23 protein-coding genes and 1 tRNA gene are annotated in these 24,519 nt (G+C 61.1%); 11 read left to right on the top strand and 13 right to left on the bottom strand.

Annotated features, from left to right (window positions below; all coding sequences use genetic code 11):
• Positions 1 to 192 precede the first annotated feature (192 nt).
• Positions 193 to 606, bottom strand: coding sequence for a hypothetical protein (locus BHC62_RS21880; RefSeq protein ID WP_070996150.1), 414 nt, complete (start codon positions 604 to 606; stop codon positions 193 to 195).
• 70 nt (positions 607 to 676) lie between these two features.
• Positions 677 to 1,585, bottom strand: a complete 909-nt coding sequence (locus tag BHC62_RS21885; protein ID WP_029295867.1) for an alpha/beta fold hydrolase — start codon at positions 1,583 to 1,585, stop codon at positions 677 to 679.
• A gap of 217 nt (positions 1,586 to 1,802) precedes the next feature.
• Here BHC62_RS21885 and BHC62_RS21890 point away from each other — a divergent pair, with 217 nt between their 5' ends.
• Positions 1,803 to 3,443 (top strand): glycosyltransferase family 39 protein, encoded by a 1,641-nt coding sequence (locus BHC62_RS21890; RefSeq protein ID WP_070996152.1) that lies wholly within the window; start codon positions 1,803 to 1,805, stop codon positions 3,441 to 3,443.
• A gap of 13 nt (positions 3,444 to 3,456) precedes the next feature.
• Here the strand turns inward: BHC62_RS21890 and BHC62_RS21895 are convergent, their stop codons facing one another.
• The 6 genes from BHC62_RS21895 to BHC62_RS21920 all read right to left on the bottom strand — a co-directional run bounded on the left by BHC62_RS21895 (position 3,457) and on the right by BHC62_RS21920 (position 10,448).
• On the bottom strand, positions 3,457 to 5,532 hold the full coding sequence (locus BHC62_RS21895) for a TonB-dependent siderophore receptor (RefSeq protein WP_070996153.1): 2,076 nt from the start codon (positions 5,530 to 5,532) through the stop codon (positions 3,457 to 3,459).
• A 310-nt stretch (positions 5,533 to 5,842) separates the two neighbouring features.
• On the bottom strand, positions 5,843 to 6,511 hold the full coding sequence (locus BHC62_RS21900; RefSeq protein WP_029295874.1) for a hypothetical protein: 669 nt from the start codon (positions 6,509 to 6,511) through the stop codon (positions 5,843 to 5,845).
• A gap of 205 nt (positions 6,512 to 6,716) precedes the next feature.
• Positions 6,717 to 6,792, bottom strand: a tRNA-Phe gene (locus tag BHC62_RS21905).
• Positions 6,793 to 6,895: 103 nt separating this feature from the next.
• Entirely contained in the window at positions 6,896 to 7,168 is a 273-nt protein-coding gene (locus BHC62_RS21910) for an oxidative damage protection protein (RefSeq protein WP_070996155.1), read from the bottom strand.
• Complete coding sequence (gene mutY / locus BHC62_RS21915) at positions 7,165 to 8,232, bottom strand: A/G-specific adenine glycosylase (protein WP_029295877.1); 1,068 nt, start codon at positions 8,230 to 8,232, stop codon at positions 7,165 to 7,167. The genes BHC62_RS21910 and mutY overlap by 4 nt, the downstream gene beginning before the upstream one ends.
• A complete protein-coding gene (locus tag BHC62_RS21920) occupies positions 8,229 to 10,448 on the bottom strand; it encodes an AsmA family protein (protein WP_070996157.1) in 2,220 nt (739 codons plus the stop codon). The genes mutY and BHC62_RS21920 overlap by 4 nt, the downstream gene beginning before the upstream one ends.
• Positions 10,449 to 10,744: 296 nt before the next feature.
• Between BHC62_RS21920 and BHC62_RS21925 the strand changes: the two genes are divergently transcribed.
• The 7 genes from BHC62_RS21925 (at position 10,745) to BHC62_RS21955 (ending at position 16,528) form a co-directional block, all read left to right on the top strand.
• Positions 10,745 to 12,406: an OFA family MFS transporter gene (locus tag BHC62_RS21925; RefSeq protein WP_070996158.1), complete on the top strand. Its 1,662-nt coding sequence runs from the start codon at positions 10,745 to 10,747 to the stop codon at positions 12,404 to 12,406.
• A 254-nt stretch (positions 12,407 to 12,660) separates the two neighbouring features.
• Positions 12,661 to 13,254 (top strand): imidazoleglycerol-phosphate dehydratase HisB, encoded by a 594-nt coding sequence (gene hisB, locus BHC62_RS21930; RefSeq protein ID WP_003218037.1) that lies wholly within the window; start codon positions 12,661 to 12,663, stop codon positions 13,252 to 13,254.
• The gene (hisH, locus tag BHC62_RS21935; protein WP_029295897.1) at positions 13,254 to 13,892 is read left to right on the top strand and encodes an imidazole glycerol phosphate synthase subunit HisH; all 639 of its coding nucleotides are present in this window, start codon (positions 13,254 to 13,256) and stop codon (positions 13,890 to 13,892) included. Before hisB ends, hisH begins: the two co-directional genes overlap by 1 nt.
• Positions 13,892 to 14,149: a DUF2164 domain-containing protein gene (locus BHC62_RS21940; RefSeq protein WP_029295898.1), complete on the top strand. Its 258-nt coding sequence runs from the start codon at positions 13,892 to 13,894 to the stop codon at positions 14,147 to 14,149. Before hisH ends, BHC62_RS21940 begins: the two co-directional genes overlap by 1 nt.
• A 39-nt stretch (positions 14,150 to 14,188) precedes the next feature.
• A complete protein-coding gene (gene hisA, locus BHC62_RS21945; RefSeq protein WP_029295899.1) occupies positions 14,189 to 14,926 on the top strand; it encodes a 1-(5-phosphoribosyl)-5-[(5-phosphoribosylamino)methylideneamino]imidazole-4-carboxamide isomerase in 738 nt (245 codons plus the stop codon).
• Positions 14,927 to 14,935: 9 nt separating this feature from the next.
• A complete protein-coding gene (gene hisF, locus BHC62_RS21950; RefSeq protein ID WP_029295900.1) occupies positions 14,936 to 15,706 on the top strand; it encodes an imidazole glycerol phosphate synthase subunit HisF in 771 nt (256 codons plus the stop codon).
• A 66-nt stretch (positions 15,707 to 15,772) separates the two neighbouring features.
• Complete coding sequence (locus BHC62_RS21955) at positions 15,773 to 16,528, top strand: ABC transporter substrate-binding protein (protein ID WP_070996160.1); 756 nt, start codon at positions 15,773 to 15,775, stop codon at positions 16,526 to 16,528.
• Positions 16,529 to 16,532: 4 nt separating this feature from the next.
• Here the strand turns inward: BHC62_RS21955 and BHC62_RS21960 are convergent, their stop codons facing one another.
• The 5 genes from BHC62_RS21960 to gpmI form a co-directional block, all read right to left on the bottom strand.
• On the bottom strand, positions 16,533 to 17,792 hold the full coding sequence (locus BHC62_RS21960) for a Vps62-related protein (protein WP_224791166.1): 1,260 nt from the start codon (positions 17,790 to 17,792) through the stop codon (positions 16,533 to 16,535).
• A 172-nt stretch (positions 17,793 to 17,964) separates the two neighbouring features.
• On the bottom strand, positions 17,965 to 18,738 hold the full coding sequence (locus BHC62_RS21965) for a divergent polysaccharide deacetylase family protein (RefSeq protein ID WP_070996163.1): 774 nt from the start codon (positions 18,736 to 18,738) through the stop codon (positions 17,965 to 17,967).
• A gap of 1 nt (position 18,739) precedes the next feature.
• Complete coding sequence (locus BHC62_RS21970; RefSeq protein ID WP_029295904.1) at positions 18,740 to 20,047, bottom strand: S41 family peptidase; 1,308 nt, start codon at positions 20,045 to 20,047, stop codon at positions 18,740 to 18,742.
• 30 nt (positions 20,048 to 20,077) lie between these two features.
• Positions 20,078 to 21,364, bottom strand: a complete 1,287-nt coding sequence (locus tag BHC62_RS21975; RefSeq protein WP_070996165.1) for a murein hydrolase activator EnvC — start codon at positions 21,362 to 21,364, stop codon at positions 20,078 to 20,080.
• A gap of 258 nt (positions 21,365 to 21,622) precedes the next feature.
• Positions 21,623 to 23,149, bottom strand: coding sequence for a 2,3-bisphosphoglycerate-independent phosphoglycerate mutase (gene gpmI, locus BHC62_RS21980; protein ID WP_029295906.1), 1,527 nt, complete (start codon positions 23,147 to 23,149; stop codon positions 21,623 to 21,625).
• 151 nt (positions 23,150 to 23,300) lie between these two features.
• Here gpmI and BHC62_RS21985 point away from each other — a divergent pair, with 151 nt between their 5' ends.
• From BHC62_RS21985 to secB, 3 genes are read left to right on the top strand one after another with little or no spacing between them, the layout of a single operon-like run.
• Positions 23,301 to 23,714, top strand: coding sequence for a rhodanese-like domain-containing protein (locus tag BHC62_RS21985; RefSeq protein ID WP_029295907.1), 414 nt, complete (start codon positions 23,301 to 23,303; stop codon positions 23,712 to 23,714).
• 1 nt (position 23,715) lies between these two features.
• A complete protein-coding gene (gene grxC / locus BHC62_RS21990; protein ID WP_029295908.1) occupies positions 23,716 to 23,970 on the top strand; it encodes a glutaredoxin 3 in 255 nt (84 codons plus the stop codon).
• A 44-nt stretch (positions 23,971 to 24,014) separates the two neighbouring features.
• On the top strand, positions 24,015 to 24,500 hold the full coding sequence (secB, locus tag BHC62_RS21995; RefSeq protein ID WP_029295909.1) for a protein-export chaperone SecB: 486 nt from the start codon (positions 24,015 to 24,017) through the stop codon (positions 24,498 to 24,500).
• Positions 24,501 to 24,519: the final 19 nt, after the last annotated feature.

Below are 24,519 nucleotides of genomic sequence, written 5' to 3' on the forward strand. Positions count from 1 at the left end.
TCGCTCCTACATGGGTTTTGTATTAATCCTGCGAAGTGGTCAGTGCCTGCGACGCCGCCACCTTGCTGCTAACGCCACAAACCACTGTAGGAGCGAGCTCGCGAAAAACGTCAACGATAACGCGTGCTGCCTGAATAAATGCGTTGTTCTTGAGTTCTTCGCGAGCAAGCTCGCTCCTACATTGGGTTTGTATCAATCTTGCGAGGTTGCCAGGGCTTGCGACGCCGCTACGTAGTCGGCCTGGAACGCGGGCGATTCAATCCATGCCAGCGCCGCTGCTTCATCGTCGCTGTCCGTGGACCACTGCCGATATTCGATCAGCGCCGCCAGGATAAAGTCTGTGGCGTTTTCTTCGCCTTCCTGTTCCAGCACCAACGCCAGCAGCGGGTGCGCCAGGAATGCTGCACACAGCGCCTGCTGGCTGGTCTCGCCGGCCGTGCGCATCTCCACGAACAGTTCGGTCAAGTCCACCGACTCAAGATCAATGCGGTCGTCGTCACCGGCAAATGCATCCTGCTTCGGCGCATTGGCGCGCTGGGTGCGGTTCTGCTTGGCCTTGGCTTTTGCCCGCTGGGCGCGTTTTTGCTGCTTGTCTGGCGAAGCCATGGGCTCACGTCCTTGGTTCAGGATCTGGGTGGCGTATTGAAGCGCAGGTCGGGCGAAATCCCAAGGGTTTCTACAGTCGCGCTCCCGGCGTGTCGGCCGCGAGCTGGCCGTGTTGCAGCCACGCCAGTGCAATCGGCCATAAGCGATCTTCATATTCACTACGAAAAAACGCGAAATGCCCGACGGCTTCTTCGCCAATATCCCTCGGCGCAATCCGCAAGTGCGTGCGCTCGCTGGCCTGGAAGTAATTCAGCAGACGCTCAATGGCGGGTACCGTGCCAAACGGGTCGTCGCTGATGCTGATCGCCAGGATCTGTGCCTTCACCCGGGCAAAGGGCAGCTCGCCCAACGCGCGCCCGCTAGGCCGTGTCTGGTAGGTGGGCGTGGGCGTGCTCCAGTCGCGCACCACCCCCGCAGGTGTGTCTTCCAGCCAGCCCAGGCGCTTGCCCGGGAAATACCCGCATACGGCGGTCACCAGCGGCATCACCAGATGCCACTTGGCAAACATCCGCCAGCGGCCGCTCGCTTGATAGTCACGCCAGTACGCAAACTGCGCCCCCACAGTCACCAAGCGCCTGATCGCCGCCCCCGACGCCCCGAGCCCGGCCGCACAGCCGCCAAAGCTGTGGCCGACTACATCAATGGGTTGCCCGGCAAACTCTCGCTGCGCACGCTGCAAGATGGCCTCGAAATCCAGCCGGCCCCAGTCCGACCACGAGGCCTTGAACCCACGCAATGAGCCGCTGCGCGATTGGCCAATGCCGCGATAGTCGTAGGTGATCACATCAAAACCGTTGGCAAACAGGTAGTCGGCAAAGCGCGAATAGTGCCGGCAGCGCACTGAGGTGGCGGCGTTGATGATCACCACCGGGCGTGCGATATCGGTGCGGATATGGCGCCAGGTGAAGCCGCCGATGGGGTAGCTATCGGCGGCGGGCTCGCGGAATGCCTCGGGGTGAAGGCGGGTGGGCAGGTTCATGACGGGCCTCGATCCATGCGCTTTCGATGGGGCATGGGCTGCCCGTGCGCAGTTTTTATTGGAAGTTGACGCTAACAAAATCGACGGGCAAAGGCCCGTAATCTTTAAGTGTGAATGCCGATCGGTGGTGAGGGATTGTTGCATTTGGTTCAGGCGTGATTCAGCCGTGCTGCCGGCAATATACGCCAGCATTTCCCCCGGCCTGGCAGGTTAAAGCATGGAATACCGCACGCGTTTTCGTCTGGAGGCCCTGGGTATTTTTCTGATGGCCTTGTTGCTATTTACGCTAGGCATCTGGGACCAACAGCCGCAAGGGTTTGACGGACGCTGGGCGGTGTTCATGCAGGAGATGTTTCGCCATGGTGCGAGCTTCTTCCCCACCACCTACGGTGAGCCTTACCCGGATTACCCAGGTACCGCGACCTATTTCAGCCTGTTCTTTGCCCGGCTGTTCGGTGCGCCCAACGACCTGGCTAACGTCTTGCCCACTGCCCTGGCATCGGCCGGGGTCATGGCGCTGATCTACCGTTTGCTGGTGCCTTCGGGTCGGGCGTGGGCGTTGCTGACGGTATTGCTCACGGCGTCGACGGCGCAATTGCTCGAGAAGTCGCGCTCGGTGTGCCTGGATCAGATGGTCTCCCTGCTGTGTCTTGGGTGCTTCTACCTGCTGCATACCGGCGAGCGTTTGGGCTCAAAGCTGCGCCAATACGCAATCTTTCCCTTGTTCGTGGCGGCGTTTGCCATTCGGGGCCCTTTGGGGCTGATCGAAGTCTGTGGGGTGGCCTGTGTGTATTGGGTGCTGGGGCCTGCTGGCTCGCGAGAAGAGAAGATTCGCTTACTGAAAAAGGTAGTTGCCCACGGGGTAATCGGCCTGGTCCTGCTTCTGGCCTGTGGGTGGGTGCTGCTGAAGCTGGCGCGGATCAGCGGTGGTGAAGGGTTTGCCGATGAGGTGTTGAAGATGCAGGTGGCCGGTCGCCTCGATGAGAGCGGCGAACCGTTCTACTTCTACCTGCAACTGAGTCTGTATCGTTATTTTCCGGTGATACCGCTGGCTCTCGCGACGTTGATTGCCCTGCGTCACACCTGGTCGACGCGCAATGACGATGCCGATGTGCAACTGATGCCGCGCCTGGCTGGTTGTGGCTTGATGATCCTGCTGGGGTTGTCGGTGCCGAACTTCAAACGCGCCTACTACATCGTGCCCATGGTCCCGATGTTTGCCGCTGTGGCGGCCTATGGGCTGCTTCAGGCCCGGGGTTGGTTGCTTGGCGTGCGTCGGGGTTATGAGTGGCTGGTGGCGATCCTGCCGCTGCTGGGGGCTGTCGTGGTAGTGGTCTGCCGGCAGCTGTGGAGCAAGCACGATTACTGGCCGGATGTTTCGGTGCCGGGATTGATTGCACTGCTGATCGTCCTGCAACTGGCGGCGGTGGTCGCCTGGCGCCGTTGGCGCGGCCGTGTGGGAGCGCGATTGGTGTCGCTTAGCCTGATTGCTCTGGCCACTCAATGGCTGGTACTGGTGACGGTCGTCGAGCCGGCCAAGGATCTGCAGTTCGACACCAAAACCTTTGTGCGGGCGGTGCAGACCCTGCGGGCCGAGAACCCCGGGCCACTGGTGTTTCTCGACCTCGGCAAGGACACCTGGGCCATTCGCTACATCATGAACCTGGACCATGACGAGCAGCCGCTGTTTGTCGGGCGTGACGACCTTGCGCAACTGAGCGCGCTGCCGCGCTCGTCCTGGGTCATCGTCGCGCGCAAGGAAACCCAACTGCTGCAGGGCACGCCGCTGGAGCACCTGGCTCCAGCGTTCAATGGGCGGCTCAATGACAAACCGCTGCTGGTGTTTCGCGTGCCGTGATCTTAAAGCTCGATCAAAAGTTGTAGGCCAGCGTACCGACGAGCGTACGACGGTTGCCGATGAAGCAATCGCCTCGCGCCAGGCATGTCGTGTAGTAGGTCTTGTCTTCAAGATTGGTCGCGTTGAGGGTCAGGTTCCAGTTCTGGTATCGGTACCCGAGCATCGCATCCACCAGGGTGGTAGAGGGCGTTTTCAGTCGGTCGGCGCCATCCCAGCTTGTTCCTACATAGCGAACGCCTGCACCGACACTGAACCCGGATATATCGCCGATGCTGAATCGATGTTGGCTCCAGACCGAGGCCATGTTCTCTGGAACACTGGCCAGGCGTTTGCCTTGTTCGGCGGGTGAGCCCTTGAGGACGGTGGTGTCGGTATAGCTGTAGGTACCAATCAGGTCCCAGTCGGGCGTGACCGTTACCAATGCTTCGAGCTCCAGGCCACGGGCGCGGGTTTCACCACTTTGCAGGGTGTTCATCGCATCCAGTGGGTCGGGCATGCGTCGGTTCTGCTCGCGAATGTCATATACCGCAGCGGTATAGAGACTGTTGCTGCCAACGGGCTGATATTTCACACCCAACTCCCACTGTTTGCCCTTGAGCGGTACGTAGGGGTCAAGCGTTCGCTGGTTGAGGCCGATCTGGGGCTGGAATGATTCGCTGTAGCTCAAGTAGGGCGCTATGCCGTTGTCGAACAGATAGGTCAGGCCCACGCGGCCGGTCACTTTGTCATCTTTCTGCTGGGCCTTGCCTTGGGTCTGGCTGGAGGCCCAATCCTTGCGCAGGCCAAGGGTCAGTAACCACTGCTCGTATTTGATCTGGTCCTGGGCATAGAGCCCGCGCTGCATGACCCGTTGTTCCGGGTCTGCGGTGAGGCGAATGATAGAGGGATCAAAGGTGCCATACACCGGGTCGTACACGTTCAGTGGTGTTGCCGCGCCGCTGGCGCCGTCGCGGTTGGAGACAGCGTGCTGGTAGTCGCCCCCCAGCAGCAGCGTGTGTTGTAGCGGGCCGGTGTCGAATCGGGCCTCGGCGTTTTGGTCGGCGACCCAGACTTTTACCTCTGGTTTGGAAACGTAATACACGCGGTCGAGGGTCTGGTTGTCGGTGTTAAACGGTGGGTTTCTGGCGAACTTCGCATAAATCGACTGGTAGCTGACTTTGCTTTTCTGCCAGCGCAGGTTTTGTCGCAGCGTCCATGTGTCGTTCACATGCCACGAGAATTGCGACGTCAGGGCTGTCTGGTCGCTGTCGTACTCGTCGAATCCTGGCTCGCTGGCGAACCGGTTGCTGTGGATCCGGCCATAGGGCGCATTCCAGACCGTGCCTGTGTGTGGAAAGAACTGCGTGGTGGAGCCGCTGTCATCGCGCTGGATGTTGGCCAGTAGGGTCCAGTCGATATCTTCGGTGGGGCGCCAGGTCAGCGATGGCATCAGGACCTGGCGGTTATCTTTGACGTGATCAACCTGAGTGTCGCTGTCGCGCTGAATTGCCACCAGCCGGTACAACAGCGTGCCTTGTGGGTTCAGGGAGCCCGTGGTGTCGACGGCGACCTGCTTGCGGTTGTAATTGCCATATTGCAGTTGCAGTTCGGTGTGTTGTTCGGCCTGGGGACGTTTGCTGACCTGGTTGATCAGGCCCCCCACCGGGCTTTGCCCATAAAGCATCGACGCCGGGCCCTTGAGCACTTCAAGGCGTTCCAGGGTGAAGGGGTCGGTGCGCACGTTGGTGTAACTGCCGAAGCTCTGCTGTAAGCCATCAAGGAACAGGGCAGGTGAGCTGCCTCGCACTTTCGACCAGTCTCCCCGGCTATCCAGCCCGAAGGTTTCGGCGCGCACCCCGGCCACATAACGCAATGCGTCTTGCACGGTCAGCGCGCCCTGATCACGCATACGGTCGGCGCTGATGACGGAAATCGACTGGGGGATCTCAGTAATCGGAGTGTCGGTCTTGGCACCCGTTGCACTGCGCTTGGCGACATAGCCTTTGATCGGGCCGTCGGCCGTTTCTTCTGAGGCAGTGGCCGTAATACTTTGGCTGGGCAGTTCGAGCTGGCCTGTTTCCTGGGCCGCGTCTGCGACCGGGACCAGCATCGAAGCGAATCCGAAGGGGGCAAGGCCGAGCGCCTTCAACCATGAGCCTGGCTCGCGTGCAGAGGGCATTGCAGCTCCTTAATTATTTTAGTGATGCGGGGGGAGGATATTTTGCGCGCAGCTTAAATGATAATAATTGCTATTAGCAACGCTAGATGCCGGTCAATCCTGGCTTTTTGGCGGGGGCAGTCGGTGGGAGGGGCGGTAGGGCGGTCTTGCGCGGGGAGGGAGCAATCAAGGTTGCGGAGTCTTTGATCCTGGGTTGGGCCCCGAGACCGCTGACTCCGAAGTGACCTTCATCATGGAGGGATTATTTGCAGCGATACCCTTCAGGCATCGTGACGCTGTAGTTGCGCTGCACGCGATCCTGGAAATTCAGGTTCTGCAGGCCCTGCTGTACCAGGAAGGCCTCGACCTTGGCAGCCTGGCAGTCCTCGTTGTAGGACGTCACTCGCAGCAGGTACACCGCGCGTTTGCTCGCTTCGTCCCGGGCCGTGGCGGTGAACGTGGTGAGGGTGGTGTAGCCGGTGCGCTCCGAGCTGCCCACCGGGCCATAGGTGGTGTTGGGTGTGCTGGTGCAGATCATCTGGTCGCTTTTTTTCTTGCTGTTCTTGCACACAGTGGAGGTGCTGGTTGGCACCTGCCCATAGTCGGTGGCGGTATAGCGATAAGTCACCTGGTGGCTGTCGACGTCGAGGGTGATCGTGATTTTCGGTGCCAGGTTCTTGGGCAGGGTCATGTCGGTATAGACCTGGCGAAAGCCCTGGTCCTTCATGGCGCTGACCATATCGCGCAGATAGTAGCGGGCGTTGAGCGCGTTCTCGTTATTGCCGCCAACCGACGTCACCAGCACTGGCGCCTGTCGGTCAAAGTGATAGTCCGGGTCTGGGGTTGCGTTGATCGCGACGTCCATCGTCGTGGCGCATCCGCTGAGCAGCGCTGTCAGCATTAACAGCGTGCAGAACAAGTACCGGGTCATGAAGTAACTACCTTGCTGAAGATTGGATTAAGGCTAGACGGTTGAGCAGCGCGATAAATAACACATCGGGTGCCAACGAGGCTTGGCGTTAACCTAAAAGTAACCAGGGCGGTTTGGCGTACTAAATCGCAGGCAACAAAAAACCCGCACTAGGCGGGTTTTTTGTGTGTTTCAGATGACGTTTGCACCACCTGAAACTAATTAGTGGTGCCCAGAGACGGAATCGAACCGCCGACACGGGGATTTTCAATCCCCTGCTCTACCGACTGAGCTATCTGGGCAACGGGGCGCATTAAACGGGTTTTTCAGGGGGTCGTCAAGCAAGTTTTCAAAAAATATTTAATTATTACCGTCGCTTACGTGCCAACCCCGGTTTTTGCTCAATTATTGAGCAGGCGGCACGTAGCCGTCAGCCTTGGCGTAATCCTCGCCGGAAAAGTACTTGTCCATTTCGCCCTGCAGATATTTGCGGTCTTCGGCGTTCATCATGTTCAAGCGCTTTTCATTGATCAGCAGGGTCTGGTGCTTCTGCCAGTCGGCCCAGGCCTTGGCGGAAACGTGGTCGAAAATGTCCTGGCCCTTGGCGCCCGGATAGGGAGGGCGTTCCAGGCCTTGCAGTTCTTCTTTGTACTTGCGGCACATTACGGTGCGGGTCATGACGAAACTCCTGCGTTCAATACGTCGGCCGCGCGCTTCAGCAGTTTTTTCACCGGGGCGGCAAGGCCCAGGCGCGGCGGGGTGGCGAGGTTATACCAGAGCCAGTCGGCCTCGGCCACGTGATGGGCCGATTCCTCGACTTGCACCAGCCAGGGTTCGATAGCCAGTTGGAAGTGGCTGAAAGTGTGGACCAGCCCCGGCAGCTCCTGCTGCTTGCCCAGCGCCAGCGAGTGCTGGTTGGCCAGGTGTTCCAGATCGTTCAGGTCGTCCAGTTCCGGCAAGCTCCACAGCCCGCCCCACAGGCCCGTAGACGGGCGACGGTAAAGCAGGATCGCGCCCTCATGGTTGGCCAGCAAGGGCATCAGCGTGCGCTTTTGCGGGATGGTCTTGCGGGGCTTGGGGATCGGGTAGCGGGTTTCCAGGCCCAGCATGTGCGCTTCGCAGCCCTTTTCCAGGGGGCACAGCAGGCAACTGGGCTTGCTGCGGGTGCAGAGGGTGGCGCCCATGTCCATCATCGCCTGGGTGTAGGCGTTGACGCGATCGTGCGGGGTAAAGCGCTCTGCGGTGGCCCACAGCTGCTTGGCCACCTTGGGTTCGCCCGGATAGCCTTCCTGGGCGGTAAAGCGCGCCAGCACGCGTTTGACGTTGCCGTCGAGGATCGGTGCGCGCAGGCCCATGCTCAGGCTGGCGATGGCGCCGGCGGTGGACAGGCCGATGCCTGGCAGTTCGGTAAGCTTCTCTACATCGCGAGGAAACTCGCCGCCGTATTCGGCGACGACGATCTTCGCGGTCTTTTGCAGGTTGCGCGCCCGGGTGTAGTAGCCCAGCCCGGTCCACAGGTGCAGCACTTCATCTTCTGGCGCGGCGGCCAGGGCTTCGACCGTTGGCAGCGAGGCCATGAAGCGGTCGAAGTAGTTGAGCACGGTGCTGACCTGGGTCTGTTGCAGCATGATTTCCGAGACCCACACCCGGTAAGGGGTGATGCCCTGTTGCCAGGGCAGGTCATGGCGACCGTGGCGGTCGTACCAGTCGAGCACGGCCGCAGAAAATTGCTCGTTTCTCATCGGTTGAACAGGCCTTTGAGGGCGTCTTTCAACTTGGGATTGACCTTGTCGAGCTTCTCTTCAAGTTTCTCGCTGATTTTATTGCCGGCCATTTTCGCGGCGACCTGGCCCAGGCCGTCCTTGTCCAGGCGGCAGGCCTTGGCTCCCAGCTCCAGCGGCCCACGGCAGCGCAGCGGGACTTCGATGCCACGGAAGTTCGAGCCGACCTGGCAGGCCGGGTCCGGCATGTCGCGCTTGTCACCCTCGACAATGATGCCCACACGGTAGTCCATGCCCAGCACGCGCAGGTCAATGTCGCCATTGCCGTTGACGGTCAGGCCGGGGATCCGCACTTTCAGGTCCGGGTTGCTGGCCACGCCGTTACGCAAGGTCAGGTTGCCCTTGAGCTCCTGGAACGGTGTGTCCTTGCCACGCGGTTCGCTGGCCAGGGTCTTGCGATTGAGCAGGGCGATGCCGGTGCACAGCTGTTGCTCAATGTTGGCGTTGAGCAGTACGCCATTGTTGATCACAAAGCTGGCGGTGCCGTTGAGGCTGTCGATCAGCGCCTTCTGGCTGTTGCCGCGCCCCGTCAGGTTGCTGTCGAGGGTGATCTGGCCTTTGACCGGCGGGGTTTTGCCCTGGGCCTGCAGGATGCGTTCGACCGGCACTTGCTTGATTTTGGTCTGCAGTGCCAACACCGGCACATCTTCGCGGGCGTCGAGATTGCCGTTGGCCTGGAAGGTGCCGTTGTAGAGGCCGCCGCTCAAGGTGTCGAGCTTGAGCTGACCACTCTGGCCAGAGGCTTTGAGGGTGGCGTTCTCGATGGGCAACTGGCCGAGGGTCAGTTGGCCGAAGGACAGGTCGGCAATCACATCCAGGGTGCGCAGGCGTGCCAGCGGCAGCAGCTTGTCGGTGCTCCAGGCGCCTTTGGTCGGCGCATCCGGCAGCGGCGTGGTGCCGCCGGCGGCCATGGCCCCGGCTTCGCTGCTTTGCACTTCGGCCTGGCGCGCGACGGCGGCACTGTTGGCTGCTTCGGACTTGGCGGGCAGGTAGTGGTCGGCGTTGAACGTGTCGGCCTTCAACTGCACGCGCAGGGATTGCTTGGCAAAGTCTTCAACCGCCAGGCGCCCGGTGAAGGTGCTGCCATCGACTTTCAGGTTGAGGTCTTCCAGCGCCATGCTCGACGGCGTGCCTTGCAGGCGGCTGACCAGCTCGACCTTGCTCAGGCTCTCTGGGGCCATGGCTGGCAGCGGTTGGCCGACGCTGTCGAGGAACTTGGCCAGGTCAAACTGGGCAATCGACAGGGCGCCGCTGATCTGTGGGGTTTTATCCAGGTCGTGGACCTTCAGTTCGCCCAGTGCCCGCAGTTGGTTGAGCGAGAGCTTGAGGCCGGTCCACTCGGCAATGTTTGCCGACAGGTCCACCAGCAACTGGCCCTGGGTGGCAAACGTGACGGTCTTGCCTTGCAGAGGCTCGCCCGTGGCTTCGCCGGCGACTTTCATGTCTTCGAACTGATAGCGCTTGAGGGCGCGATCAAAACGCAGCTCGCCATTGAGCTCGCTCTTGACCCGCATGACCGGCTGGTTGCTGCCGAAGAACGCGGTGAGCTTGACCGGAATGCTCGCGCCTTCATGCACGGCACCGGTGCTCAGTTGGATGCTTTCGGCGCTGAATTGCTTGCCGGTCTGCTCGTCGTTGTACTCGATACGGGCGTTGTTGACCGTGAGGCTGTCGATGTCCAGGCGGATCGGCTGGGCCGGTTTCTCCGGCGCGGGCGTTGTGGCCGGCGCAGTCGTGGCGGGCGCTTCGGCGCTGGTGGTAGCCGCAACGGGCGCAGCCTTGCCGATATCTTCCCAGTTGCCATGGCCTTGCTTGTCGCGGGTCAGGCGCAGGTTCAGGCCCTCGACGCGTACATCGCTCATTTGCACTTCGCGGCGTAGCAGCGGCAGCACGCGTACCGACAGGCCGAGCATCTGCAGGTCGGCAAATGGTTGGGCAGGGTTGTTCAGGGTGGCCACGCTGGCCTCATGCAGCTCCAGGCCCAGCCAGGGAAACAGGCTCCAGCCGATATCGCCATTGAGCGTCAGCTCGATGTGGGCCTTGTCGCGGGCAATCTGGCGAATCTCGTCTTTGTAGTCGTTGGGATCGAAGAGGTGAGTCAGGGCAAAGCCCAGAGCCACAATGATCAGCAACAGCCCGAGAAGTACCAGACCCAGGATTTTGCCGAACGCTTTCATGGGCGAGTCCTTGTATGTCGATTTTAAAATTTAGCCGCAGAGTATAACGCCGGGAGGTCCGTGGCTGTTTACGCATCGTTACATAGTGTCAAACAAAACAGATGGACTGAAAAAGGTAGTGTCAGTTTGGTTTCTCTCGCTGCGCCAGATGCTAATCTTTGCCCGTTCGCCCGCCTTCTGCGACGAAACGTCGCGCCTACAGGGAGCTTCACTCGACAAAACGGCCACGCATTGCGTGCAAAGGCCGAGGAGGAGAGCGCCTGGCGAACACAGACCAACAACTGGGGGAAACACCAATGAACACTAGCACTGCGGCCGGCAATTCTGCTGCGCAGCCTGCGTTCCTGTCCAAGGAACGCATCATCGCCAAGCCCGGTTTCAACCGCTGGCTGGTTCCGCCGGCCGCCCTGGCCATCCACTTGTGCATCGGCATGGCCTACGGCTTCTCGGTGTTCTGGCTGCCATTGTCCAAGGCGCTGGGCGTGACCGCACCGGTGGCCTGTGCACCGGACATGAGCTTTATCGCGCAGATCTTCTCGTCGTCCTGCGACTGGCCGATCTCCATGCTGGGCTGGATTTACACCCTGTTCTTCATCTTCCTGGGCTGCTCGGCAGCGATCTGGGGCGGCTGGCTGGAACACGCCGGGCCGCGCAAGGCCGGTGTGGTCTCGGCACTGTGCTGGTGCGGTGGCCTGCTGATCTCGGCGCTGGGGATTTATACCCACCAGATCTGGCTGATGTGGCTCGGTTCGGGGGTGATTGGTGGTATCGGCCTGGGCCTGGGCTATATCTCGCCGGTGTCGACCCTGATCAAGTGGTTCCCGGACAAGCGCGGCATGGCGACCGGCATGGCGATCATGGGCTTTGGCGGTGGTGCGATGGTCGGTGCGCCCCTGGCCGCAGCGCTGATGGGCCACTTTGCGTCGCCGACCGGCGTGGGCGTGTGGCAGAGCTTTTTGGTCATGGCCGCGATCTACTTCGTGTTCATGATCGGCGGCGCCTTGTCCTACCGTGTCCCGCCGACCGGCTGGAAGCCTGAGGGCTGGACCGCGCCGGCGAAAAAAGCCAGTAATGTGATGATCACCCACCGTCACGTCCACGTGAACGTGGCGTGGAAAACCCCGCAATTCCGCCTGGTCTGGCTGGTGCTGTGCCTGAACGTATCGGCCGGTATCGGCATCCTGGGCATGGCGTCGCCGCTGTTGCAGGAAGTGTTCGGCGGCAAGTTGCTGGGCGTGGATGTGCCGTTTGGCCAACTGGATGCGGGTCAACTGGCCTCCATCGCAGCCATTGCGGCGGGGTTCACCGGGTTGTTGAGCCTGTTCAACATTGGTGGGCGGTTCTTCTGGGCGTCGTTCTCCGACTACCTGGGCCGCAAGAACACCTACTTCGTGTTCTTCGCCCTGGGCTTTGCCCTGTACGCGCTGATCCCGAACCTCGGCCACCTGGGCAACGTCTCGCTGTTCGTGGCGGCGTTCTGCATCATCCTGTCGATGTACGGCGGCGGCTTCGCGACCGTACCGGCCTACCTGGCGGACCTGTTCGGTACGCAAATGGTCGGTGCAATCCATGGTCGCCTGCTCACCGCCTGGGCGGCGGCCGGCGTGCTGGGCCCGGTGTTGGTGAACTACCTGCGTGAATATCAATTGAGCATCGGCGTCGAGCGCGCTGCAGCCTATGACATCACCTTGTACATCCTCGCCGGCCTGCTGGTACTGGGCTTTATCTGCAACCTGCTGGTACGCCCGGTGGCCGACAAGTACTTCATGACCGACGCCGAACTGGCTGCCGAACAGGCGCTGGGCCATGACAAGGGCGCCGATGCCACCACGTCCCTGGAATGGAAAGCCGCTTCCGGCACCGTGCCATTGGCGATCGCCGCGTGGCTGGTGGTGGGAATCCCGCTGGCGTGGGGCGTGTGGGTGACCTTGCAGAAGACTGCAGTGCTATTCCACTAACACCGCATAACTCGTGTGGGCCCGGCTCCTGTGGGAGCCGGGCTTGCCCGCGATAGAACCAGCTCGGTGTATCTGTAGTACTCAGGCGTCTGCATCGCAGGCAAGCCAGCTCCCACACAAGCACACTCCCGCACTTGTACTGACATGTCTATCCCCGACAGGCCGTCAGTCTTATCCCCTTCGATGTTTCTGTTTAGCGCCCACAGCCCCTATAATGGCTACCTTTTTCGCCCAATGATTTTGCGGAGCTGGTGATGGCCGAACGTAAGGCGTCCGTCGAGCGCGACACTCTGGAAACCCAGATCAAAGCCTCGATCAACCTGGATGGCACCGGAAAGGCCCGATTTGATATCGGAGTCCCTTTTCTTGAGCACATGCTGGATCAAATCGCCCGTCATGGGCTGATCGACCTGGATATCGTCAGCAAGGGCGACCTGCATATCGACGACCACCACACCGTGGAGGATGTCGGTATCACCCTCGGCCAGGCGTTTGCCAAGGCCATCGGCGACAAAAAAGGCATCCGTCGCTACGGCCACGCCTATGTCCCGCTGGACGAGGCACTGTCGCGTGTGGTCATCGACTTCTCTGGCCGCCCAGGCCTGCAGATGCACGTGCCGTACACCCGCGCCACCGTCGGCGGGTTTGACGTGGACCTGTTCCAGGAGTTCTTCCAGGGCTTCGTCAACCATGCCCTGGTGAGCCTGCACATCGACAACCTGCGTGGCACCAACACCCACCACCAGATCGAAACCGTGTTCAAGGCTTTCGGCCGCGCCCTGCGCATGGCCGTGGAGCTCGATGACCGCATGGCCGGGCAAATGCCTTCGACCAAGGGCGTTCTGTAATGCAGACGGTCGCGGTTATCGACTACGGCATGGGTAACCTGCACTCGGTGGCCAAGGCCCTCGAACACGTAGGTGCCGGCAAGGTGCTGATCACCAGCGATGCCAAGGTGATCCGCGAAGCCGACCGGGTGGTGTTTCCTGGTGTAGGCGCGATTCGCGATTGCATGGCTGAAATCCGTCGCCTGGGCTTTGACAGCCTGGTGCGCGAAGTCAGCCAGGACCGGCCGTTCCTCGGGATCTGCGTGGGCATGCAAGCCTTGCTCGAGCGCAGTGAAGAAAACGGCGGCGTCGACTGCATCGGCCTGTTCCCGGGGGATGTGAAGTTCTTCGGCAAGGACCTGCATGAAGACGGCGAACACTTGAAAGTCCCGCACATGGGCTGGAACGAAGTGCGCCGCACCGTCGACCACCCGCTGTGGCATGACATCCCGGACATGGCGCGTTTCTACTTCGTGCACAGCTACTACATCGCTGCCGGTAATCCGCGCCAGGTGGTGGGTGGCGGGCACTATGGCGTCGACTTCGCCGCCGCGCTGGCCGAAGGCTCGCGCTTCGCCGTGCAGTTCCACCCGGAGAAGAGCCATACCCATGGCCTGCAGTTGCTGCAGAACTTCGCCAGTTGGGACGGGCGTTGGTAATGGCCAAGAAGATCAAGCCGCCGATCCTCAATCTCACTCCCCAGCAGGAGAGTGAGGCGACCGACAAGATCAAGCGTTTCATGGAAGACCGCTTCGAGCTCAGGCTCGGGTCGTTCGAGGTGGCTGAGATCCTCGAACTGTTCACCACTGAAATTGCTCCGCACTATTACAACAGGGCGATTTTCGATGTGCAGACGCACCTTAAAGAAAGGTTCGAAAGCATCGAAAGCGACTTGTGGGCGCTCGAAAAACCCTGATTCTTCGAGCAATGCTGAATATCGAATAAGGTTTGCCAGATGCTGATTATCCCCGCTATCGATCTCAAGGACGGCGCTTGCGTACGTCTGCGCCAGGGCCGCATGGAAGATTCCACGGTGTTTTCCGATGACCCGGTCAGCATGGCTGCCAAGTGGGTGGAGGGTGGCTGCCGCCGTCTGCATCTGGTGGACTTGAACGGCGCCTTCGAAGGCCAGCCGGTCAATGGCGAAGTGGTTACTGCCATCGCCAAGCGCTACCCGAACCTGCCGATCCAGATCGGTGGCGGTATCCGCTCCCTGGAAACCATCGAGCACTACGTCAAGGCGGGCGTGAGCTACGTGATCATCGGCACCAAGGCCGTGAAAGACCCGGCCTTCGTCGCCGAGGCCTGCCGTGCGTTCCCGGGCAAGGTCATCGTGGGCCTGGACGCCAAGGATGGCTTCGTCGCCACCGACGGCTGGGCCGAGATCAGCACCATCCAGGTGATCGACCTGGCCAAGCAGTTCGAGGCAGACGGCGTGTCCGCCATCGTTTATACCGACATTGCCAAAGACGGCATGATGCAGGGCTGCAACGTACCGTTCACCGCTGCGCTGGCGGCCGCCACCAAGATCCCGGTAATCGCCTCCGGTGGTATCCACAACCTGGGCGACATCAAGTCGCTGCTGGACGCCAAGGCTCCTGGGATCATCGGCGCGATCACCGGCCGTGCGATCTATGAAGGTACCCTGGACGTCGCCGAGGCCCAGGCCTACTGCGATGCCTACAACGGCTGAGGACTGACCATGGCGCTGGCCAAACGCATCATCCCTTGCCTGGACGTCGACAACGGTCGGGTGGTCAAGGGCGTCAAGTTCGAGAACATCCGTGACGCCGGCGACCCGGTGGAAATTGCCCGTCGCTACGATGAGCAGGGTGCCGACGAAATTACCTTTCTCGACATCACCGCCAGCGTCGATGGCCGCGATACCACGCTGCATACCGTCGAGCGCATGGCCAGCCAGGTGTTTATCCCGCTGACCGTGGGCGGTGGCGTACGCACCGTGCAAGACATCCGCAACCTGCTCAACGCCGGTGCGGACAAGGTCTCGATCAACACTGCCGCGGTGTTCAATCCGGAATTTGTCGGCGAAGCCGCGCAGCATTTCGGTTCGCAATGCATCGTGGTCGCCATCGACGCCAAGAAAGTCTCCGGGCCGGGTGAACCTCCGCGCTGGGAGATCTTCACCCATGGCGGGCGCAAGCCTACCGGCCTGGATGCGGTGCAGTGGGCAATGAAGATGGAAGGCCTGGGCGCCGGTGAAATCCTGCTGACCAGCATGGACCAGGACGGCATGAAAAACGGCTTCGACCTGGGCGTGACCCGCGCCATCAGCGATGCGCTGGGCATCCCGGTGATCGCTTCCGGTGGTGTGGGCAACCTGCAACACCTGGCCGACGGCGTCATCGAAGGCCACGCCAGTGCGGTGCTGGCGGCGAGTATTTTCCACTTTGGCGAATACACCGTGCCCGAGGCCAAGGCCTACATGGCGGCGCGCGGCATCGTCGTACGCTAAACGCCACTGGACACCATGACAGGCTCGCGGCACTCTGGGGCCTGCCATGGATTCCGGTAATTCTACATGCTCAAAGACCTGCTTCTTGCCCTCGTCAGCTCTTCCATTCTTTTGGCAGGCTCGGCCAATGCTGCCGAGCCCTCTGCTGATTCGCTGGTGCTGCTGACGGAGAATTTTCCGCCCTACAACATGGCGAAAAACGGCAAGAACTTCGCCAAGGACGAGAACGTCGAAGGCATCGCCGTGGACATCGTGCGCGAAACCTTCAAGCGTGCTGGCGTTTCCTACAACCTGACGCTGCGTTTCCCCTGGGAACGGATCTACAAACTCGCCCTGGAACAACCTGGCTACGGGGTCTTCGTCATGGCCCGCCTGCCGGACCGCGAAGCACTGTTCAAGTGGGTCGGCCCCATCGGCCCGGACGATTGGGTGCTGCTGGCCAACGCCGACAGCAACATCCAGTTGACCGACCTTGAGCAGGCCCGGCGCTACAAGGTGGGTGCCTACAAAGGTGACGCGATTGCCCTGAGCCTGGAAAAACAAGGCCTCACACCGCAGGTCGTGCTCCGCGACCAGGACAATGCGCAAAAACTGCTGGATGGCCAGATCGACCTCTGGGCCACCGGCGATCCCGCCGGCCGCTACCTGGCGCGGCAAGTCGGGATAACCGGGCTCAAGACCGTGCTGCGGTTCAACAGTGCCCAGTTGTACCTGGCCCTGAACAAAAACGTCCCGGACGAAACCGTCGCCAAACTGCAAGCCGCGCTGGATCAGCTGCGTGAAGAGGGCGTGGTGAGCGAGATCATGGGGCGCTATCTCTAGCGGCTCATGAGGCCGGCGCCGGCAGTGGCCGGCACGTGACCTCGCATTCACGGGCCGGTGGGTATTCGCTCCAATACACGCTGTCACCGTCGGTGTAGCTGATGCTCGTTGCCACTTGCGTACCGTTTTCCCGCAGCAGCTTGTAATCGCTTTGCACCAGATACACGGCTACCGCCTTTTGCGCGGGAACCGTGGCATTGACTTCAAAAGCGGTCGAGGTGGACCACCCTTCGGAAGACGTTTGGGTGTGCGTGAGGCCACCGCTGAGTTTTGCCGAGACCTTGCCCGAAGCGCCCCACACGTTGAAGCCCCATTCTGTGCCGATTTCGATGGCGGTAGTGTGGGTCAGTGTCTTGAGGCTACTGCCGTTCTGCCCTCGGGTAGCGGTCCATTTGAAGGACTGGTTCAGCGAGCTTCTGTTATGGCCAAACCCGACCAATATGTATTTGTCCGATCTCTCCAGGCGATAAGTGGGGGACGTACGCAGTTGTTGGAGGGGCGACAGATTGGGGTCCTTGACGGTAAACCAGGCCAGTTTTGCGATATGGGTGACTTCGGCCTTTTCGAACGGCGAAGGCTGTTGCTCGCCCGCAAGCGCCGGTGCCGGAGGCGGAACATTGACCTGCAGGGGGATCTGCATGCGCAATGAATAAGCGGCAATATGCACCGAGGGTTTGGTATAGCTGGCGGCGCCGACAAACGTTCCTGCCGACAGGTACACCTCACCTGCCGCCGCCCCTGGCGGGCTGATGCCCCAGGCACTGAAGTCCAGCCGGGCCGGGCTGCGCTTGTTGTTCCAGATCAGGTCGCTGATGTATGAGGCAATCACCAGGTCAGCCCGAACGCACCGGACCGTGTTGCGTGAAGGTTTGTCGTAGCCATCCGTGGCCACCAGCCCCATTGCCACATAGCCGGTGGGTGGGAGCGGGCGCCAGATGGCCCCGTTGGCATAGGCCTGGGAGCCTTTGTCATCCCACACCTTTTCGAATTCGTCGGGCGGCATGAGCGCCTTGCCTTTATTGCGTTCTTCTTCGGTTTGCGCGGGGGCCTCCGAAACCACGGCGACTACGGTTTCCTGGTTGATATCGTTGTGTCCGGCAACCGCATGGTCGCCGAGTGGGAAATAGTCGGTGAGGAAGTCAGCGGACGGTACCGGCCGCCAAAAACCGACGGGTGCTGCGTTGGGTGAACCCTTGTTGTTCCAGAGCCGAGTGAACTGGGTCGTGAAGTTGATGAGCAGGTTGCCAAATCTTATCGAGTCCATGGGTGTGCCCCAGTGCCTGGTGATTTTTTGGCATGACAAGTCCGCCATCGAGCGGCTGGTTCTAAGGCTGAAAGAAGGTGTCTAGAGGTATTCATGGGCATCCTGATAGCTGAGCGTTGTTCGCTCACTATTCAGGTATTCACGTGTGGCGGTGCGGTAGCTATCTAGCTAGCTAGCGGTAGATGCCATTTTTGCCGTGGCCGGCCATGGCCTGGTTGCTGCGCACGCTGATCATCAACTTGATATCGATCCACTCGATGCCCTGGGCCTTGAGCTTGGGCAACTCGCGCTCCAGTACCGCCAGGGTCTGTGGATAAGGATGGCCGATCATCACGGCCGAGCCCTGTTTGTGGGCCAGCTTGATAGCGGTCTGCAACTGCGTGGTGATAGCGGCTTCGGTGCGTTCGTCATCAAGGAAAACGTCCCGCGAGACATGAGCCAGGCCGATTTTTTGTGCCTCGGCGGCGGCCACGGTCTGCGCGCTGGTGCGGCTGTCGACGAAAAACTTGTGGCGACGTTGCAATTCACCCATCAGCCAGGTCATGGCCGCAGGCTGCGCGGTCATGCGGCTGCCCATATGGTTGTTGAGGCCGGCGGTGTAGGGCACGGCGTTGAACGCCGCATCCAAACGCTTGCCCAGTTCTTCGACAGGCAACTCGGGGTGCCAGGCGAACGGGCCGGTGGCCGGGTCCATGGGCATATGCAGGATCACGATCTTGCCGGCGCGATGGGCCTCGCGCGCGAATTCGGCGGCGTGGGGGGTGTCGGGCATGATCGCCGCCGTCACCGGGCCGGGCAGGGCCAGCACGCGACGGTCCCGGGGCAGGTTCTGCCCAAGGTCGTCGATGATCAGGGTCAGGTAGGCTTTGTGGGGCTTCTGGGCAGGGGCCGCATGGGCGACTCCTGCCAGGCTGCAGAGCAGGGCGATGATCAGGGCAACACGCATATCAACGGCTGCGCGTAATGCTCAGGCCCTTGAGCAGGCTCAACGCCTGGGCCAGTTGGTAATCATCGTCCTGTGGCATCGGCTTGGCTTTCGTGCCGCTGCCGGTTGGCTGGTCGGCGCCGCCATTGCCATTGCCCAGGTGACCTTGCAGGTCAGCTTCCTTGAAGTACTCGTTTTCGCTCTCGTTGGTGATCTTGGCCCGGCGAACCTCGATATCCGGCACGATGCCCTGGGCCTGGATCGAGCGACCATTAGGCGTGTAGTACAACGCCGTGGTGATCTTCAGCGCACGCTCGTTGTTCAGCGGCAGCACGGTTTGCACCGACCCCTTGCCAAAGCTGGTGGTGCCCATCAGCACCCCGCGTTTCTGGTCTTGCAGGGCGCCGGCGACGATTTCCGAGGCCGAGGCGCTGCCGCCGTTGATCAGCACCGCCAGCGGGACGTTTTCGCTGAGGTCCTTGCCGGTGGCCGAGAAGCGCAGTTCGGAGTTGGCGATGCGGCCCTTGGTGTAGACGATCAGGCCCTTGGTGATGAAATGGTCGACCACTTCCACCGCCGATTGCAGCACGCCGCCGGGGTTGTTGCGCAGGTCGAGGACGATGCCGTTGAGCTTCTTGCCGTTGTCCTTGCGCAGCTTGGCCAGGGCCTTGGCCACTTCGTCGCCGGTCTTGACCTGGAACTGGGTGATGCGGATGTAGCCGTAGCCCGACTCCAGCAACTGGCTCTTCACGCTCTTGACCACGATGGTGGCGCGGGTCAGGGTCACGTCAAACGGGTTGCCGCCGTCGCGTACCAGGGTCAGGGTGATTTTCTGACCGACCTTGCCGCGCATCTTGTCGACGGCTTCGGTCATGGTCTGGCCGCGGGTCGGCTGGCCGTTGATCTTGACGATCAGGTCGCCAGCCTGGATACCGGCCTTGGACGCCGGGGTATCGTCGATGGGCGACACCACCTTGATGATGCCGTCTTCGGCGCCCACTTCGATGCCCAGGCCGCCGAATTCGCCGCTGGTGCTTTCCTGCAGCTCGGCGAAATCTTCCGGGCCCAGGTAGGCAGAGTGCGGGTCGAGGTTGCTGAGCATGCCTTTGATGGCGTTTTCCAGCAGGGTCTTGTCGTCCACGGGTTCGACATAGGCTGCCTTGATCCGGTCCATGACCTCGGCAAAGGTGCGCAATTCGTCCAGCGGCAGCGGCGCCTTGGTGGTCGCGGCCGTGGCTGACGGGGCGGTCTGGTCGGCGAATGCCATAGGCGCGCCGATCACCAGGGCGATCGTCAGGGCCAGCGAAGTGAGGCGGGACAAATGCAGCATGTCGAACGAACTCCTAATGTAGATGCGGCCCTATCCTTGGGCGCGACACCATTGTGCAGGGTCGCTTGGGCGGCCCTGCTGACGAATAGCGAAGTACAGCGCCGGAGTGTCCTGGCCGCCACTGTTACCGACAGTGGAGATGGATTCACCGGCTTTTACAACATCACCTGCGGCCTTGAGCAACGTTTGATTGTGGCCATATAAGCTCAAATAGCCATTGCCGTGGTCAAGAATCACCAGCAAACCAGCGCCGCGCAGCCAATCGGCGAACACCACGCGCCCACCGTGGACGGCGTGTACCTGGCTGCCCGCAGAGGCGCTGATCATCACGCCGTCCCACTTGGTGCGGGTGTCATCGCCACGGGTTTCACCAAAGCGTGCCAGTAGTCGACCATCAACTGGCCATGGAAGTTTGCCTCGGGCAGTAGCAAAAGGCCCGCCAAACGATTCGCCGGCGCTCGAAACCAGTGGGCCGGGCGCTGCACGCGCCGGTTTGCGCGGGGCGTCGGTGGCGAGCGCCGCGGCGTCACGCTGGCGCTTTTTTTCTGCTTCCTGCTGGGCGATCAGCGCTTTTTGTCGCGCTTCCTCGGCCTCGCGGGCCTGGCGAGCCAGGGTTTCCTCGATGGTTTTCAGTACTTTGGCCAGGTCGGCCTGGTCTTGCTGACGCGCCTGCAGCTTGGCATCCCGGGCTTTTACGTCGTTGTTGAGCTTGGCGAGGGCCTGCTGGCGTTCTTTGCGCACCTTGTCCAGCTCGTCGCGCTGGCTGTCGAGGCTGCTTTTCTGGGCCAGAAGTTGGCTTTGCTGGTCGGCGATTTCCTGCTCGACGTTGGCCAATTGGCGCAGGGTCTCGTTGAAGCTCTTGAGTTGCTCCAGGCGCGCGGTGCTCAGGTAGTCGTAGTAGGTGAGGGTGCGGGCGAATTTTTCCGGGTTCTGCTGGTTGAGCAGCAGCTTGAGGTATTCCTGGCGGCCGTTCTGGTAGGCGGCACGGGCCTGGATTGCGATCAGGCGTTGCTGTTCAACGCGCGCGCTCTGGAGTTTTTTTTTCTCACCGTCGAGCCGCTCCAGTTCCGACTCGCTCTTCTTTAGTTCTTTTTGCAGCTCCTGGACCTGCTTCTCCAGCTTGCCCATTTCGGTTTCCGTGCCGCGCAGGTCTTTCTGCACCCCGGATTTTTCTTCCTGGAGCTTGCCGAGCAGTTTCTTCAGCTCGGTAATGTCCTGACGCGTAGCGTCCAACTGTTGTTGGGTTTGCGCACGCTCGTCGGCCATAGCCGGTTGGAGCACGCAGACAAGAGCGAGGGTAATCAAGGCGCGAAGCATAGAGGCGGGCGACACCAGGGAAAGGGACGGCCTAGTATGCCCGGCCCACGCGGCAAAAAAAACGTCCAATTCGGGCTGGCGGGCAAGTTAGGCGCCCAGTGGCGTGGGTGTGGCTAAAAGCCATCTTCAAAAACGCCACCTACCCATGTGGGAGCGGGCTTGCCCGCGATTGCGTGGTGTCAGCCATGGAAATGTCGACTGATCCGCCGCTATCGCGGGCAAGCCCGCTCCCACATTGTTTGGTGGTGGGTTTGAAAATTAGACCAGGATCGAGGTACCGGTCATTTCGACAGGCTTCTCGAGCCCCATCAGCATGAGCATGGTCGGCGCCACGTCTGCCAGCACGCCGCCTTCGCGCACCTTGAAGTCGCGCTTGCCGACATAAATGAACGGCACCGGCTCGGTGGTGTGGGCGGTATGGGCCTGGCCGGTGGATTCGTCTGACATCTGCTCGCAGTTGCCATGGTCGGCGGTGATCAGCGCTTCGCCGCCGACCTTCTCCAGGGCGTCGACGATACGGCCCACGCACAAGTCCAGGCATTCCACGGCTTTGACCGCCGCTTGCAGGTTGCCGCTGTGGCCGACCATGTCGCCGTTGGCGTAGTTGACCACGATCACGTCATAGCGCTGGTGTTCGATGGCGTCGACGATCTTGTCGGTGACTTCCGGCGCGCTCATCTCGGGCTGCAGGTCGTAGGTGGCGACTTTGGGCGACGGGATCAGGATGCGCTCTTCGCCGGGGAACGGTTCTTCGCGACCGCCGGAGAAGAAGAAGGTGACGTGGGCGTATTTCTCGGTTTCGGCAATGCGCAGCTGGGTCTTGCCGTTTTTGGCGAGGTAATCACCCAGCACGTTTTCCAGGCTGCCCGGCGCGAAAGCCGACGGGGCCGGGATGTTGGCGGCGTATTGGGTCAGCATCACGAACTCGACTTTCGGCTGGCGCGCCCGCTCGAAGTCTTTGAAACCGTCATCGACGAACACATGGCTCAGTTCGCGGGCACGGTCGGCGCGAAAGTTCATGAACACCACGGCGTCGCCATCTTCGACCTTCACAGGCTCGCCAATGGTGGTGGCCTTGACGAACTCATCGCTCTCGCCGCGAGCGTAGGCCGCTTCCAGGCCTTGCTGGGCGGTAGCCGCGTTGAATTGGGCGTTGCCGTCGACGATCAGGTTGTAGGCCTGGGACACGCGATCCCAGCGGTTGTCGCGGTCCATGGCGAAATAGCGGCCGACCAGGCTGGCGATGCGGCCCTTGCCGAGGGCGGCGAAGGCGGCGTCCAGCAGCTCGATGGACGATTGCGCGCTTTTGGGCGGGGTGTCGCGGCCATCGAGGAAGGCGTGCAGGTAGATCTTCTCGGCGCCACGCTTGTAGGCCAGTTCGGCCATGGCCACCAGGTGGTCCTGGTGGCTGTGCACGCCACCGTCAGACAGCAGGCCCATGAAATGCACGGCTTTGCCGGCGGCGACGGCTTTATCCACCGCGGCGCAGATGGTCGGGTTCTCGAAGAACTCGCCATCGCGGATGGCTTTGGTCACGCGAGTGAAGTCCTGATATACCACTCGTCCGGCGCCAAGGTTCATATGGCCGACTTCAGAGTTGCCCATCTGGCCGTCCGGCAGGCCGACGTCCATGCCCGATCCGGAGATCAGGCCATTGGGTACGCTGGCGCAGAGGCGGTCCAGCACGGGCTTGTTCGCCGCGAATACGGCGTTGTCGTGGTGGTTTTCACTGTGACCGAAGCCATCGAGAATCATCAGGACCAAAGGTTTAGGCGTGGTAGTCATAGATCCTCTCGCGGCGGTATTAAAAGAAGGCGATTGAAAAGGGAGTGGCAGTTTAAAGCGAAGTTCCGATGCCGTCACCGCTTTACGGGGGTTGGCCCCCCATGGCGGCTGTGTATACTTACCGCCATTTTAACGCCCTGGAACCTCCTTGATGGTTGATCACCTGATTGCATTTGCTACCTCTCACTATCTGCTGGTCGGTGCCTTCGTCGTACTGCTGGCGCTGCTGATTGCTCATGAAGTGAGCCGTGGCGGCCGTAGCCTCAGCACCGCCGAGCTGACCGCGCTGGTCAACAAGGACCAGGCCGTTGTCGTCGACATCCGTCCGGCCAAGGACTTTGCCGCCGGCCATATCGTTGGCGCGCTGAATATTCCCCAGGACAAGCTGATCGCCCGCATCGCCGAACTGGAAAAGCACAAGGCCAAGACCATTATCCTGGTCGACGCCCAGGGTCAGCACTCCGGTGGCCATGCCCGCGAAATGATGAAGAGCGGTTTCACCGCCGCCAAGCTGTCGGGTGGTATCTCCAGCTGGCGCGCCGATAACCTGCCGTTGGTGAAGTGATATGAGCCAGGTTGTCGTTTATTCCAGCGATTATTGCCCCTATTGCACGCGAGCCAAGCAGTTGCTCCAGAGCAAAAAGGTTGCCTTCGACGAGATCAAGGTCGATGGCAAGCCTCAGGTACGTGCCGAAATGGCCCAGAAGGCGGGGCGCACCTCTGTGCCGCAAATCTGGATCGGTACCCAGCATATCGGTGGATGCGACGACCTGTTCGCCCTGGAGCGCGCCGGTAAACTGGATGCGCTGCTTCACGTCTGACTCCAAAACCCTAAAAGACCCCAAGATCAAGAAGGATCTGCGAGATGACTGACCAACCGAACACCGAAGCGGCAGCAGAAGAGGCTCAAGGCCCACAGTTTTCCCTGCAGCGCATCTACGTGCGTGACTTGTCGTTCGAGGCCCCTAAAAGCCCGGCGATCTTCCGCCAGGAGTGGACTCCAAGCGTCGGCCTGGACCTGAACACCCGTCAAAAGCAACTGGAAGGCGACTTCCACGAAGTCGTGCTGACTCTGTCGGTCACCGTGAAGAACGGTGAAGAAGTGGCCTTCATCGCTGAAGTGCAACAGGCCGGTATCTTCCTGATCCAGGGCCTGGACGATGCGTCCATGAGCCACACCCTGGGCGCGTTCTGCCCGAACATCCTGTTCCCGTATGCCCGCGAGACCCTGGACAGCCTGGTCACCCGTGGCTCGTTCCCGGCGCTGATGCTGGCCCCGGTGAACTTCGATGCCCTGTATGCGCAAGAGCTGCAGCGCATGCAACAGGAAGGCGCGCCGACGGTTCAGTAAGCTGAACCCGACGCCGCTC

Origin of the sequence: Pseudomonas sp. 06C 126 (genome assembly GCF_001855215.1) — a bacterium.
Classification (GTDB): domain Bacteria; phylum Pseudomonadota; class Gammaproteobacteria; order Pseudomonadales; family Pseudomonadaceae; genus Aquipseudomonas; species Aquipseudomonas proteolytica.